The following is a 16077-nucleotide window of genomic DNA, read 5'->3' as shown; positions in this document are numbered from 1 at the left end:
TATAATTCCACAATTAAAGAGGTTAATTAATATAATATCTATAAAAAGAACTCTTTTTTTATATTGATAATAAAAATTTGGAAAGGTTTTCGTCCTGAACTAAGTTTAATTTTTTCCTTAAACGATAACGATGTAGTTCTACGCCCCTAAAAGAAATATTGATTAGAGGTGCAATTTCTTTCGACGAAAGATTCATTTTTAAGTAAATGCAAAGCTTAATATCCTTCGAAGTTAAGTTAGGATATTTTTTAGAAAGGTTAATTATAAATTCATTGTGAAGATGATTCAAATTTGTTTCAAACGTTTCCCATTCATGCTTATTTACGGCATTAATTTTTATGACTTTTTTAATTTCACTTTTCAGTTTATTAAAATCCACATCGGAATCCAAGATATTTTGAATGTTTTCAATCATTTCACCTTGTTTCGCAATTGAAAGTGATTTGCCGGTAACCTCAGATGATTTAGTTTGTAATTCCAGTTCTAAGATGTGCTTTTCATACTCCTGAATATTCAGTTCGTTTTCGGCTTTCAATTCCATCTCCAGAATTTTCTTTTGATGTTTTAATTCCTCGTCACGCAATTCCAGTTTCTGTATGTATCGCATTTTATTCCATTTGTAATACAAATACAGTATTCCTCCAACTACAACAAAGTACAATAAAATCATCCAAATAGAAAAATACCACGGTTTAGCGACAACAAATTGAAAATTGGAAATTTTATCATAATTCAGTCCATCATGAAGATAAACGGTAATCTCATTAGAACCACTATTCAAGTTATTCAAGACAATCAGACCTTCATTTACAGGTATATATTCTTTAGTTCCATTAATTTTGTAAAATAAATTCGGCCTTGCTGCACCAAAAGCACCTGAGATTACATCTACACGAAGTTCCGAATTGTATGGTATTGTTGCTTTATTGCTGACCAAATTATCATTAACAAATGCTTCTATTTTTATATTTGATTCTATTTTATTCGTGTACTTTAATTGCAACGAGATAAAACCGTCATCGAGATTTAACAGATAATTATCTTTGTTTTTAAAAACTTTTAAATTATCATTAATAATTTTCCCCTTGTAATATTTCTCTTGAATAACAGTACGGACAAATTTATTGCCATTGGCATAAACATGGTACAAAAGGCCTTCTTGAAGTATCAGAAAGTAATTTTCATCAATAGAAACAATATTTGATACATTTTTAAAATTAGTATTAAATAATTCATTTTCTTCCAGTTGATTGGTGATTGAATTGTAAGTATACCAGGATTTATTTATCAAAAAAAGTATGTCGTTTCTAAATTCAAATATTTTTACACCAAAATCATTACTAATTTTGCTACGTTGGGTAACATTTTCAATCGCAGTAGTTTCATAGGCATCATTATACAGAATGCGATACAAACCTCTATTGTTATCGGCAGCCCATATTTCATTTTTCCTATTTTGAGCTACATATTTAATTGGTTTAATTAATCTTTTAATACTTATCTTTTGATTCAAATCATCAATATCATTATAAATAATTACGCCGCTATATGTTGCTTGCAAATACGAATTATTGATACTGCTTTTTGCTACATTCCAACCTCCATGTATAGCACTTAATTTATAGAGCAATCCTTTATCGTAAACAAAAGTGCCTTCGTTGTGACCTATCAGGTATTTGTTATTTATTTTACTGATATTCCATGCCTGGCCTTCGGTATTGGGAACTAAAGTAAATTGATTGCCTTCTAATTTAAAAATACCATGATTGGACGCCATCAAATAACCTTTATCAATAGTAGCGACAGAATACACAGAGCCTAAAACGCCCGAGTTATCATAGAAAATAGATATTGGCGAATTGACCTCAATATGTGCAATTCCATTATCCAGACCAAGCCATAAATCATTTTCTTTGTCCAGACCCACACTCAAAATAGAATTGTTCATCAAGACATTATTTCTATTGATGTTTTTATAGGAATTTGTGTTTAAATCAAAAACAAAAACACCTTTACTTGCTGTACCAATGATTAATTTATTGTTTTTAATAAATTTAGCCACATTGATGTTAGCCATTTTTAAAATATCGTTTAAAGGATTTTTCCAAGGACTTAAAACACCATTATTGTCAACATAAACTCCATTTTTTTTGGTAAAAACATACGTTTGGTTCTGAAATTTTTCAATAGCATGAATAACATTATTTTCTAAAACATCCCAACCTTTTACTTTTTCAAACTTGGAATTATTCATCTTGTAAATTCCTTTTTCTACTGAAGCAACTAATAATTCATTACCAACAGGAAAACAATAGGAAACCAAAAAATCAAACTTATTTTTTTTGATTATTTTTCCATTATACAGAAAAATTCCATTAAAAGATTGAAAGTAAATTTTATCTTTAAATTTAAAAATTTTCCAAATCTCCTCATTATCACTCTCATCAAAAATCGTTGTTTTATCAGAAATAGAAACATAAAACATCTTTCCGTTTTTTCGGTACCAATAACCAAATTCCTTGTAAGAACCGGAATAAATTCTATCTCCATCCACCATTATGGAACGGATTATCGTTTTGTTGGGTAACGAATATTTCTCCCATTTTACGCCATCATACCGCAATAAATAATAATTATTGGCAAAATACATAGCATTATCATTTCCTTGTGCTACATTCCAAATTTGGTTATCCCCATGATAATCAGATTTGTTGTAATTTTCAACAAAAGGAAGCAACTCTTGAGAATAAAGTTGAAACGAAAAAAAATATAACAGGATCAATACTGTAATTCTTGCTTTCAAAATGTGGCGTTTTATATCCAAATATAATTAGATTTCTCAAATAAAAGCCATAAAAAAAGCCTCTGTTTACAGAAGCTTTTTTCAAGTTGATTAATTTCTTAATTCGTCAATAATTTAAATACCTGATTGGCTATTTCGATTTCCTCATTAGTAGGAATGACCAATATTTTTGTTTTCGAGTCGGGTGTATTGATTTCCCGAATTTCATTTGAACGAATTTCATTCTTAGAATCGTCTAATTCTATTCCGAAATAATCCATATCTGTACATACCAATTTTCGAATATAAGAGGAATTCTCTCCTATTCCTGCCGTAAAAACAATAGCATCAAGTCCATTTAAAACTGCCGTATACGAACCAATATGTTTTTTAATTCGATAGGCATTCATATCTAAAGCCAACTGGCAATCAACATTCCCTATCGCTGCATTCGCTTCAATATCCCTCAAATCGCTGTAGCCTGTAAGCCCAAGCATTCCACTTTGTTTCTGCAACATCGTATTGACATCATCAAGCGTATATCCCAAAGAGTTAACCAGATAAAAAATCACGGATTGATCTACATCTCCGCTTCGGGTTCCCATTATTAAACCATTCATAGGACCAAAACCAAGCGTATGGTCAATGCTTTTTCCGTCCTTTATGGCTGTCATGCTACATCCATTTCCTAAATGTATGGTAATAATTTTCGAAACTTTATTTATAGATTTCTGTTTCAAATAATGAATCGCCTTTTCTGAAACATACTTATGACTCGTTCCATGAAAACCATATACGCGTATTTTATTGTCTGTCAAAAGGGAATTCGGCAATGCATATTTGTGCGCCACAACTGGAATCGTTTGATGGAAAGCAGTATCAAAAACAGCCACTTGTATTGCCGAATTGAAAATTTCCTCGGCCACATTTATTCCTTCCAAATTCGCTGGATTATGTAAGGGTGCTAAATCAAAAAGTTCTCTGATTTTGTCTTTTACCTCACTGGTAATAATTACGGTATTCGAAAAAGCGCTTCCGCCATGCACCACACGATGACCGACAGCTTCTATTTCATCCGTACTTTTGATTACTCCTATTGTTTCATCCATCAGTAATTTGGCAATTTTCTCCAAACCTATTTTATGGTTTGCAATAGGCAACGTTTCCTCTAATTTAGTACTATTTGTAACATATGTTAGATTCGAAGTTTCCAATCCTATTCTGTCAATCATCCCCGAACAAATTACTTCATTTGCCGGCATAATGATTAATTGGTATTTTATGGAAGAACTTCCTGAGTTTATAATTACTATTTTCATTTTATAATCCTTGAGCTTGAATCGCAGTAATCACGACTGTATTTATAATATCATCAACTGTACAACCGCGGCTTAAATCATTGACAGGTTTGTTCAGTCCCTGTAACATCGGTCCAATGGCTAATGCGCCAGTTTCTCTTTGAACTGCTTTATACGTATTGTTTCCCGTGTTTAAATCAGGAAAAATTAGAACGCTGGCTTGTCCTGCCACTTCCGAATTTGGCATTTTACTTTTTCCCACTTCCATATCTACGGCGGCATCATATTGAATAGGCCCTTCAATTTTTAAGTCGGGGCGTTTTTTTCTGACTATTTCAGTTGCTGTTCGCACTTTATCCACTTCATCTCCTTTTCCTGAAGAACCGGATGAGTAAGAAAGCATGGCGATTTTTGGATCGATTCCAAAAGCCAAACTGGAATCGGCAGATGAAATGGCAATTTCAGCCAATTGCTCCGCAGTAGGATTTGGATTAATGGCACAATCTCCAAAAACAGAAACTCTGTCCTCTAAACACATAAAAAATATCGATGAAACGACAGAGGAATTGGGTTTTGTTTTAATGAATTGCAACGCCGGTAAAATAGTATGTTGCGTGGTATGTGCAGCACCGGAAACCATTCCGTCAGCATGTCCTTTGTAGACCATCATCGTACCAAAATACGAAACATCTTCCATCAAATCTTTCGCCATTCCTACAGTTACGTTTTTTGCTTTTCGCAACTCAAAATACGTGTTTACATAATCATCATAATGCTCGGATTCTATCGGATTAATGATTTGCACTTTAGAAAAATCAAAAAACAAACCCAATTCTGAAACTTTGTTTTCTATTTGTTTCTTGTTGCCTATGATAGAAATATCCACCACATCCATTTCTAATAAACGGGAAGCCGCCATAATAATTCGATCATCATTTCCTTCCGGCAGTACAATGTGTTTCCTGTGTTTTCTGGCTCTTTTTACCAAATTATACTGGAACATTTTTGGCGTCATTCCTTCTGCTTCAAAAGTGATCAGCTTTTCAGCCAAGTTGTCTAAGTCTACATATTTTTCGAAAGTAGTAATAGAAATTTCAATCTTCTGCTTGTTGTTTGCGTAGATTTTAGATTTTATAGATCCTATTTTATTAGTGATAAAATAAGTCCCTTCTTCAACGGCAATAATTGGAACAACCGGCGAAAGTCCTTCTATCAATTTCAAAATACTGATTTCCGGCAAAATATTTCCTGTCAACACAATCCCGGAAATTGTGGGATAATTAAGGGATTCATTGGCTTGTAAAGCGCCCAAAATAATGTCGGCACGATCTCCGGGAGTAATTACCAGGCTATTCTCTTTTAAATGCAGCAAATAATTACACAATTGCATAGCGCCAACGCTAAAGTTTCCCGTTTGATTGTTCAAATTAGCGGCACCAAATAAAACTTTGGCATCCAACTCATTGACGATTTCCTGTACTGTTGGGTTGTTTAAATTATGGACTAATGGAATCGCATTTACCATTACACTTTCAGGCAAAGCTTTTCGTAATCCATTCGTTACTATTTCTATATTCTCCTGCTGCACCTTATTGGCAATTACGGCCAAAACCTCCACATCCTTAACTTTGAATGAATCATAAGCGAGATACAAACTGTCCAATAACTCTTCCAGCGTTTTGCCCACTCCTGAACCTACAATAATGGTTGGGATTCCAAGATTTTTAGCAATCAAAACATTCATATCTAATTCTATCACCGTTCCTTCGCCACTAAATCCGGTTCCTTCGACCAAAACAAAATCAAAACGTTCCTCTAATTTCTTATATTTTTCAATAATCAAATCGAGAACCTCCCCTATTTTTCCTTTATTTTTTTTCTTGATTAGTTTACTTTTTGTGATGGCAAATGCATCTTCAAACTCGATATCCAAACCAAAATGACTTAACACCGTTTCGATATGATTGTCAAATCCTCCTTCTTCAGTATCCTCAATTATTGGTCTGAAATAACCAACCTTGGCAGTTTTACCAATTAGCATGCTCATTAGTCCCAGTGTGACGATAGACTTACCGCTATTTTGCTCGCTTGTCGCTATATAAATGGCCTTATTCATTTTTTGTTTTTAAATTAATTCCAAAAAAATTAGAGATATTGTATTTTACGTATTAAAACCATCGGCGTTTTTTAAAATAGATTATCATTCCCATCACAATCAAAAACATGATTCCCATCACAATATGATAACCATATTGATATTTTAGTTCAGGCAAATTTTCAAAATTCATACCATAAACTCCCACAATAAAAGTAAGCGGAATAAATATTGCCGAAACGATGGTGAGCGTTTTCATAATCTCATTCATCTTATGGGTTTGCGCCGAAAAAAAGAAATTTGAAGCACTTTCTAATGATCCCATATCCGATTCAATTTGTTCTAAAAGTTCTAAACTCTTTTGGTGCAATCGAGAAAAAAAGCTGAAAGTATCTGATTCCATAGCATTAAAAATATTGTCGTCCTTGACGCTTTTAATATCATATAAAGAATCGCGCAGCGGAATGATGGATCGTTTTAAGAAATTAAAATTATCCCTGTGTTTCTCAATCTTTTCTAAAATTATTGGATCTACACTTTTCTTGGTAAGATTGATCAACTCTTCTACTTTGTCTTCTTCATTTTCTAACGTGATGTAGAAATTTTCCATAATAGCGTCCAGCAGGATATACAACAAATAATCCGCTTTTTTCTCTCTCACTAAGCCCGAATGTGTGCGAATCCGCTCCCGAATATGAGTAAAAAAATCACTTCTTTTTTCTTGAAAAGAAATTAAAACACCATCCTTTATCAAAAAACTTATTTGTTCAACACTAATATTATCTGAATGTTCTGCAGGCAAAAGTGATTTGATATTAAAGAATAAAAATTCGTGTGATTCTTCAAGTTTAGTTCTTCTTGTTGTATTTAAAATATCGGCTAACATGAAATTATCTATTTTAAAATAATTTCCAATAGATTTTAGCCATTCCACATTATTTAGACCGTGAATATTTACCCAATTCGTTTTTTGTTTTTCTATATAGTTGTCTAAATTAGAAACCTTAAAATCCTCATATTCTGCTAAATTCAAATCATCGTAAACAAATAATTGCATCTCTGAATCTTTGGTTTTGTGAATCCCTGTATATTCCAGATTGTAAGGTTGCAATTTCTTTCCTTTCTTGTATTTAATTTTTCTCATTCAAAAATCATTTATAAAGTAATAATACAATAAAAAATCAAAAGTACGGCTACTTCCGCCTTTTGGCATTGCCAAAATCAAAAGTTATACCTAACTATTTACTAATTTTAAAGCGAAAATACACAGAAACAACCATCTCTTCTATGAGAAAAATCATGTAAGCATAGTAAATAATTACATATTCCACGAATGTTAATTTATGTTAATTATTCAAAATTGCATTTTCAAAATATATATTTTTAAAAATATATCAATAGATTTGAAGATTAATGCCGAATAAATAGCAAATTCTCCTATTTACGCACTGAAAACTAATTATTAACTATTTTATGTTGAACCAAATGCTTAAAAAAAAATTAACCTTATTTATTGTATTTCTGCTGATTTTTTCAGCTCCAGAGACATTCGCTCAAAGTCGAAAAAAAAGAAAAGCAGATAAAAATGCTGTTGCCAAAGTGGATACCAAAGTTTCTGATGCCAAGAAAGAACCTAAACTGTACAAAAAAGTAATTGATTCAAGTGCAGTTACGCAAAGAGGACTTATTGATGTTCATAAAGTAGACAACAAATACCTTTTTGAAATTCCAGATTCTATTTTAGGAAGCGAAATGATGACCATTACCCGATATTCTAAAACTCCGGCCGGTGGCGGAATTTTTGGTGGAGAAGAAATCAACAGACAGGTGGTTCGATGGGAAAAAGGATTAAATAACAACATCCTGCTCCGATCAATTACTTACGTTATTATGACACCGGATGAAGATAAACCAATGGCTCAGGCGGTTAAAAATTCAACTTCTGACCCAATCATTGGAAATTATGATGTTCTGGCGTACAAAAAAGATGAAACTGGAAAGATTACTGGTTATGTAGTAGATTTAGCAACAACTTTCGATGCTGATGTTCAAACTTTTTCTTTGGATCCAATCAAGAAACAATTATTAAACATCCAAACGTTTCAAAAAGACAGATCGTTTATCTCCAAAGTAAGTAGTTTTCCAATAAACACTGAAATTAGAAGTGTAAAAACCTTCACAACAACACCCCCAAAAATCAATACGACACCAACACCAAAAATTGGAGTTGATTTACCATCCGCTTTAGATGCGGGAGTAGTTACTGTAGAAATGAATACTTCTATGATTTTATTGCCAAAAAATCCGATGCGCAAAAGAGAATTTGATGCTCGTGTAGGCTATTTTGCAAACCAATATGGTGTGTTTGAAGAAGAATCTCAAAAATCAGACACCAAAGTATTTGCTGTGAGATGGCGTTTAGAGCCTAAGTCACCTGAAGATGCACAAAAACAAAAAAAGGGTGAATTAATTGAACCTTTGAAACCGATTGTGTATTACATTGACCCGGCGACTCCGGAAAAATGGAAAAAATTCATCAAACAAGGTATTGACGATTGGCAAATCGCTTTTGAAGGAGCTGGTTGGAAGAATGCTATTCGAGGAGAATATTGGCCAGAAAATGATCCAACAATGAGCTTGGAAGATGCTCGTTTTTCTGTTTTAAGATACTTCGCAGCTGAAATTCAAAATGCTTATGGTCCAAACGTTCACGATCCAAGAAGCGGTGAAATTTTAGAAAGCCACATTGGTTGGTACCACAATATCATGAGTCTTTTAAGAAACTGGTATTTGATTCAAACTGCCGCTGTTGATCCGGCTGCAAGATCAAAAAAGTTTGATGATAAGTTAATGGGAGAGTTAATCCGTTTTGTTTCCTCTCATGAAGTAGGACATACTTTAGGGTTGCGTCACAATATGGGAGCAAGTTCAGCCACTCCGGTTGAAAAACTTAGAGATAAAGATTACCAAGCGAAAAACGGTCATACTTCTTCTATCATGGATTATGCACGTTTTAATTATGTTGCACAGCCTGAAGATAACGTTACAACTTTATTTCCTAGAATTGGAGATTATGACAAATGGGCTATCAAATGGGGATATTCTTATTTTGAAGACACTAAAAATGAAGCGCAAGAGAAAGCTTTCTTAAACGAAATGACTAAGGAGGCGTACAAAAACAATCGCTTATGGTTTGGTTCTGAAACAAGTCCTTACGATCCAAGATACCAAACAGAAGATATTGGTGATAATGCAATGAGAGCTTCTGAATATGGAATAAAAAACCTGAAAAGGATTCTTCCTAATTTATTAGAATGGACAAAAGAAGATGGTGAAAGTTATGCTGAATTAGATGAGCTTTATGGCGCACTTACAGGACAATTCAGAAGATACATGGGACACGTTACTAAAAACGTGGGTGGAATTTATGACTCTCCAAAAACCTATGACATGTCTGGCAATCAATTTCAAGTAGTGCCAAAAAGTATCCAAAAAGATGCTGTGGCATTCTTAAATACGCAATTGTTCACCACTCCAAAATGGTTACTAGATCAAAACGTTCTTTCAAAAATAAACCCGGAAAGTGGTGTTGAAGCTATTAAAGGAATGCAGGATGCAACATTAACTAGCTTGTTAGCCGGTGACAGAATGGTTCGCCTTTTAGAAACCTCAACGGCGAGTAAAGACAATTATTCAGTAGACGAATTAATTACTGATTTGAATAAAGGAATTTTTTCTGAATTGAAAAGCAACAGTTCTATCGATATGTATCGCAGAAACATTCAAAAATTATACGTAGACAAAATGATTGGCTTACTCAAGCCTGGCAATGCAGAAGTAAGGTCGGTACCAGTTGGTGTAACGTACGGGTTCAATACCAAAAGAGTGAATTTGGCCCAAACAGATTTACCTTCTATTGCCAGAGGTCAATTGAATTCACTTAAAAATGATTTAAAAATGTCTTCCGCTAGAATGTCAGACCGAATTAGTAAATACCATGTACTTGATTTAATATCTAGAATTGGCGAAGCTTTAGATCCTAAATAATAAATTAAAAAGGGAAAATGTTCAAACAATATTTTCCCTTTTTTTGTTAAATGTGACTTTAATGTAATGTTTCTTGTAGAAATGTACGTTAAAGAAACGCACTTCAGTGCGTCTCTGCGTGATAAATAACAATAATGATAGAATTAAAATACCCGACTTATTTAAAAAATAGGTCGGGTATTTTATTTCATGTAATACCACAAAAAAACCGAACTATTTCTAGTCCGGTTTTAACAAATAAATAGTAAATATAAAGAACGTTATTAATCTCTTGAAGATTTTACGGCTAAACTATAAATTACTAAACCAAAACCGATTTTATTGATCGCATCAGCAATGTTATAAACCACGTCAATATTACCCGCTGGTATAAATCCGTTGTACCATCCTGTTGTTCCCATCATATATCCTAATGGATAAATAGACCAACCAACAAGTACAAACCAACATAAAATTTTGTGTGCTTTCTGTACTTCGCCTCCAGCTACTGCCGCTAATTTTGCAGCTTCGCCTAACCAAATCTCGTACACGATCGCAAAGTAAGCTAATCCGGAAATGAATCCCCAAAGCGCAGCACTATCCGTGAATACCACTTCACCAAAGTAACCTGTTACTAACATGATCACCGAGTAAATAATCATTTTCCATAATAATGATTGTTTTGCTCCTGCCACTTTTAGTATTAGGTAGAATTCTAAACACATTAACGGTACGGTAAGTACCCAGTCTACATAACGAAAAAATGTTGGCGATTCACCAAATGAAGCCCAATAATCTCTCATGTAGAAATAATGTACAGCAGCAATAAAAGTAATTAATCCTGACACTAATACTGAAGTTCGCCACTTTTTATCAAACTGGCTTAAGGATAAAAAGAAAAATGCTGAAGCGGCCATCATTGCCATACAGCCCACAAAAAATGTAAAACCTACGTAATCGGTTGGGGATAATTTTCCGACTAATCCTGAAATAAACATAAAATTTGTCATAAATAAATAATTTTAATGGTTTTTGTTTACTCAAATGTAGTAAAAGTTAAACAATAAAAAATGATTTTTGTTTAATATTTTTTGACTAATTTTAAACGATAATTAAAATTTATGAAAAATTATTCAAATATTGCAATTGTAGCCAGTTTTTTTGGGTTGTGGATGGACTCTTTTTTAACAGATAAGCTTCAGATAATATTGGGTTTCCTCCTAATTTTTACTTTTGGTATTTTGCATGGTGCAAATGATCTACTTTTAATTGAAAATATCGATACCACAAAACAATCCAATTCAAGACTAAAAACATTAGGGTATTATATTGCTGTAGTTTTAACAGGTATACTTTTGTTTTATACAATACCTTATGTGGCGCTTCTATTATTCATTATTGTGAGTGCGTACCATTTTGGAGAACAGCAATGGCAAACTTTTATTCAGCATAAATTTCCACAATGGCTCGTAATACTGTTCCAATTTTTATACGGATTTGTAATTTTATTGTTATTGTTTAATTTTCACTCTGGTGAAGTGCAAAATATCATCTTGAACATCGCAAATATTAGTATACCAAGCCAGTCTTTATTTTTACTACTGCAAATTTCAGGCATCGTTTTTATCGGTTTAAGTGCTTATTTGTTTTGGAAATCAGAAAAAATCAGAAGTAAACTGCTTTTGGAATTCTTCTATTTGGTTCTGTTTGCAATCCTTTTTAAATCTTCCAGTCTAATATGGGGATTCGCTATATATTTTGTCTTGTGGCACAGTATTCCTTCTATAATTGACCAAATTAAATTTTTGAATGGCTCTTTTTCCATGAAATATTTTATTGCCTATTGTAGAGCAGCAGGAATTTATTGGTTCATTTCAATATTAGGAATCACATTAATCTACTATTTGTGCAAAGGAGAACAGCTCTTTAATGCTTTATTTTTCTCTTTTTTAGCTGCTATAACATTTCCCCATGTAGCAGTAATTACAGAAATGTTTCGAGGTAAAAAACAAACTAAAAAATAAAACGCATAAAAAAACCGTTTACCAAAGGCAAACGGTTTTCTAAATCAACAGTAACGATGCACCGCAGTGTATCTTTACGGGAAATTATTATTTTACTTCTTCAAATTCAACGTCTTCAACATTGTCACCTTGAGTAGCAGCATCCCCTTGCGGTTGTGCTTCTCCTTGACCTTGTTCTCCTTGAGCATACATCGCCTCAGTTGCTTTTTTCCAAGCAGCGTTGATGTTGTCAAGAGCCGTTTGAATTGCAGGGATGTCTTGAGATTGGTGTGCCATTCTCAATTCAGTTAATGCATATTCTACAGCAACTTTGTTTTCATCAGATAATTTAGAACCTAATTCTTTTAATTGAGTTTCAGTTTGGAAAATCATTCCGTCTGCTTCATTCAATTTTTCTGCTCTTTCTCTTAAAAGTTTGTCAGAGTCAGCATTAGCTTCTGCATCTTTTTTCATTCTTTCAATTTCTTCAGAAGTCAATCCAGAAGAAGCTTCAATACGAATATCGTGAGATTTTCCAGTTCCTTTATCAGTAGCCGAAACTTTGATGATACCATTAGCATCAATATCAAAAGTTACTTCAATTTGTGGAACACCTCTTGGAGCTGGTGGAATACCATCTAAATGGAAACGACCGATAGTTTTGTTGTCAACTGCCATGGCTCTGTCTCCTTGCAAAACGTGGATTTCAACTGTTGGTTGAGAATCTGCAGCTGTAGAGAAAACTTGAGATTTTTTAGTTGGAATAGTTGTGTTAGACTCAATTAATTTAGTCAAAACACCACCCATAGTTTCGATACCTAAAGATAAAGGTGTAACGTCAAGTAACAATACATCTTTTACATCTCCAGAAAGAACTCCACCTTGAATAGCTGCTCCAATTGCAACAACCTCATCAGGGTTTACTCCTTTTGACGCTTTTTTACCAAAGAATTTTTCAACCTCTTCAGCAATTCTTGGCATACGAGTAGAACCTCCAACCAAAATAACTTCGTCAATATCTGAAACAGTTAAACCTGCATCTTTCAACGCTTTAGCAACTGGTGCCATAGAACGTTTCACTAATGAATCAGTTAATTTTTCAAATTGAGCTCTAGTTAATTTTTTAACTAAGTGTTTTGGTCCTGAAGCCGTAGCAGTTACATATGGCAAGTTGATTTCAGTTTCAGCAGAAGAAGACAATTCAATTTTTGCTTTCTCAGCAGCTTCTTTCAAACGTTGCAATGACATTGGATCAAGACGTAAGTCAATACCTTCTTCAGCTTTAAATTCGTCAGCTAACCAGTCAATAATTTCGTGGTCAAAATCATCTCCACCTAAGTGAGTATCACCATTAGTAGACAATACTTCAAAAACTCCGTCTCCTAATTCAAGAACAGAAATATCAAATGTACCTCCACCTAAATCGTAAACAGCAATTTTTTGATCTTTACCTTTTTTATCTAAACCGTAAGCAAGTGCAGCAGCTGTAGGTTCGTTGATAATACGCATTACTTTAAGACCTGCAATTTCACCCGCTTCTTTTGTAGCTTGACGTTGTGCATCATTAAAGTATGCTGGAACAGTAATAACTGCTTCGGTAACAGTTTGACCTAAATAGTCTTCAGCTGTTTTTTTCATTTTTTGAAGTGTCATAGCTGACAATTCTTGAGCAGTGTATAAACGACCATCAATATCCACACGTGGTGTGTTGTTGTCCCCTTTTACTACTGAATAAGAAACTCTTTTTGCTTCAGCTGTAATTTCTGAAAAAGAATGACCCATAAAACGTTTGATAGAAGCAATAGTCTTTGTTGGATTAGTTACCGCTTGTCTTTTAGCAGGATCTCCTACTTTAATTTCTCCACCTTCAACAAAAGCGATGATAGATGGTGTTGTTCTTTTTCCCTCTGCATTAGGAATAACAACTGCTTCATTACCTTCCATTACAGAAACACAAGAGTTGGTCGTACCTAAATCAATTCCGATTATTTTACCCATTTTTAATATATTTAATTTTTTGTATACATGTTTTAATGACTCGGAATCGATAAGTCAATCTTTGTGCCAATACAAAACGGCCTATTGAATTGTCAGTTTGTGTTAAAATTGGCGTAAAAAAATCTGACAAGATGACATTTCATTGGGTTTTTCATTTTGGCGGAAGTCGGAATTAGGAGCTGATTCCCGCTATTCGCTATATCTTTTCTTTTTTAAGAAAAAAAGAAAAGGATGCCGCTGCTATCGGGGCTAGGAAATCTGATTCCTAAGTTCATTTATTTTTATTCGATTACTTTAAAATTTCAATATCAATAATTCGTAATATATTAATTACATTAGCGGAAAGATAGAAAAGCTATTTGTAGCGCAAAGCATACCGATTTTGGGTGTATATGCGCTAGTTTGTAGCGAGAATATACAAGTTATGGGGCAGTTGTGCCGAAATTACGCAGGTAATTTCGATTTGGAAATAACGTTCACAGCTCGCAGAAACTTAAAAAACAGAAGGGTAAAAATCGGAATCGCCATCAGAAGGCGGAAAGTTAGAATCTGACAATAAATAGACGAAAAACTGAAGCGTGAAAGTTGGAACTTGCCAACAGAAGCGTGAAAATTGGAATCTGAAAAGCAGAAACGTAAAAGTCAGAATCTGCTAACTAAAACTTAAAAAAGAGAAACTTGAAAAGTTTTGCGCAAAAATTAAAAAGTGAATAATTGAAAATAATACGCCGAAATTACGAGCAGAAAAACGGAAACGTGAAAATTGGATTTTGCCAACAGAAACGTGAAAACTTTGTGTGATAATCGTAATTTCGACAAAAAAACCGCCCCATAACACACGCTACAAGCAATTTGGGGATTTGGCTTAATGGAAAAAATTGGTTTGTATTTGGAAGATTTGGTAAATCCGAAAGATAACGCTGATTTAATCCCAAACTGCTTGTAGCGCGAGAACGTTAGCCGTCAGTTTCGAGCGACCGAAAACCGAAATAAAAAAAGTGAAATGGGAGTTAGAATTATAGTTCACAAACCAGAAAATTGGAAATATGGAAATATATTTGGCGATATTTTGTCTGAAAGAAATGGGGATAAATTGATCGTCAAAATGATAAAATCCATAAAAGGAGAAAATATTGAAAGTAAATTTATAGAATTGAAACCGCAAAATGAAACCGAAACGTTTAAACCTTTATTCAGAAACTCAACAGTAATGGTAAACGGAAATATATTTGATGAGAATAACGAAATTTCTGAATATGTGATTTCAGGAAGTGTAACATTTGACTAAAAGTGGATAAAATAGAATTAGAAACCATAATTGAAAAATTAGAGCAAAATGTTTCAAAAGAAAATGGAACAATTGGTTTGTATTATCATGATGGAGAAGATGAATGTCATCTTAAAGCTAACAAAGATGGATTTAAATTGTTTGCAATTGAACTTTTGAAAGCTTCAATAAATACTGAAACTATAATTGAGAATAAAGAAAAAGATTTTATTCCTTTTGGTTTTAATCAAAAGTGGTTTGAAGGAGAAGTTATGATTGCATATATTAAACCTATTTTGGAAAAAAGAGGAGAAATAATTGCAGAAAAAGCCTATATTCCTAGTATTAAAGATGATTTATTAAAATTTGGTTGTTTTGCAATTATTGGAATATTAGCATTAAGCTTAATAATTGGAATTTATACAGTTATTACTTGGTTTTGAAACAATTGAAAATGGAATAAATAAAAAACCGAACGGCTAACAGCTACTCCTATGTAAAGCATCATAAAGTTATTCACAACTTTTAAGAGGGTTATATGTTGGTTATTTTTCGAGTACAAAATTCCGTTCCAACGGCTTGTTGAAAAAGTTGGGAACAACTTTTTG

General features: G+C 33.3%; 10 protein-coding genes. 4 read left to right on the top strand and 6 right to left on the bottom strand.

What is annotated here, in order from left to right:
• Positions 1-58: 58 nt before the first annotated feature.
• The 4 genes from ACP7AV_RS08965 to corA all read right to left on the bottom strand — a co-directional run bounded on the left by ACP7AV_RS08965 (position 59) and on the right by corA (position 7319).
• The gene (locus ACP7AV_RS08965; RefSeq protein WP_426091663.1) at positions 59-2803 is read right to left on the bottom strand and encodes a histidine kinase; all 2745 of its coding nucleotides are present in this window, start codon (positions 2801-2803) and stop codon (positions 59-61) included.
• 98 nt (positions 2804-2901) lie between these two features.
• A complete protein-coding gene (locus ACP7AV_RS08960; protein ID WP_426091662.1) occupies positions 2902-4101 on the bottom strand; it encodes an acetate/propionate family kinase in 1200 nt (399 codons plus the stop codon).
• A 1-nt stretch (position 4102) separates the two neighbouring features.
• Positions 4103-6196 (bottom strand): phosphate acetyltransferase, encoded by a 2094-nt coding sequence (gene pta, locus ACP7AV_RS08955; protein WP_426091661.1) that lies wholly within the window; start codon positions 6194-6196, stop codon positions 4103-4105.
• A 52-nt stretch (positions 6197-6248) separates the two neighbouring features.
• Positions 6249-7319 carry a magnesium/cobalt transporter CorA gene (corA, locus tag ACP7AV_RS08950; protein ID WP_426091660.1) on the bottom strand — a complete coding sequence of 357 codons (1071 nt, stop codon included), beginning with the start codon at positions 7317-7319 and terminating at the stop codon, positions 6249-6251.
• 341 nt (positions 7320-7660) lie between these two features.
• Between corA and ACP7AV_RS08945 the strand changes: the two genes are divergently transcribed.
• A complete protein-coding gene (locus ACP7AV_RS08945) occupies positions 7661-10222 on the top strand; it encodes a zinc-dependent metalloprotease (protein ID WP_426091659.1) in 2562 nt (853 codons plus the stop codon).
• A 263-nt stretch (positions 10223-10485) separates the two neighbouring features.
• On the opposite strand, the gene ACP7AV_RS08940 is transcribed toward ACP7AV_RS08945, so the two are convergent.
• Positions 10486-11211: a bacteriorhodopsin-like gene (locus ACP7AV_RS08940; protein WP_426091658.1), complete on the bottom strand. Its 726-nt coding sequence runs from the start codon at positions 11209-11211 to the stop codon at positions 10486-10488.
• Positions 11212-11322: 111 nt separating this feature from the next.
• On the opposite strand from ACP7AV_RS08940, the gene ACP7AV_RS08935 reads away from it, so the two are divergent.
• The gene (locus tag ACP7AV_RS08935) at positions 11323-12225 is read left to right on the top strand and encodes a Brp/Blh family beta-carotene 15,15'-dioxygenase (RefSeq protein ID WP_426091657.1); all 903 of its coding nucleotides are present in this window, start codon (positions 11323-11325) and stop codon (positions 12223-12225) included.
• An 87-nt stretch (positions 12226-12312) separates the two neighbouring features.
• Here the strand turns inward: ACP7AV_RS08935 and dnaK are convergent, their stop codons facing one another.
• Positions 12313-14202 carry a molecular chaperone DnaK gene (dnaK, locus tag ACP7AV_RS08930; RefSeq protein WP_426063298.1) on the bottom strand — a complete coding sequence of 630 codons (1890 nt, stop codon included), beginning with the start codon at positions 14200-14202 and terminating at the stop codon, positions 12313-12315.
• A 1003-nt stretch (positions 14203-15205) separates the two neighbouring features.
• Between dnaK and ACP7AV_RS08925 the strand changes: the two genes are divergently transcribed.
• Positions 15206-15490 (top strand): hypothetical protein, encoded by a 285-nt coding sequence (locus tag ACP7AV_RS08925; protein ID WP_426091656.1) that lies wholly within the window; start codon positions 15206-15208, stop codon positions 15488-15490.
• A gap of 2 nt (positions 15491-15492) precedes the next feature.
• Positions 15493-15912, top strand: a complete 420-nt coding sequence (locus ACP7AV_RS08920) for a hypothetical protein (protein ID WP_426091655.1) — start codon at positions 15493-15495, stop codon at positions 15910-15912.
• Positions 15913-16077 lie beyond the last annotated feature (165 nt).

The sequence above is a fragment of the Flavobacterium sp. DSR3-2 genome (assembly GCF_049896525.1).
Taxonomy (GTDB): Bacteria; Bacteroidota; Bacteroidia; order Flavobacteriales; family Flavobacteriaceae; genus Flavobacterium.
The sequence above is the reverse complement of the archived record's forward strand: the minus strand, read 5'-3'. Positions and strand labels throughout refer to the sequence as shown.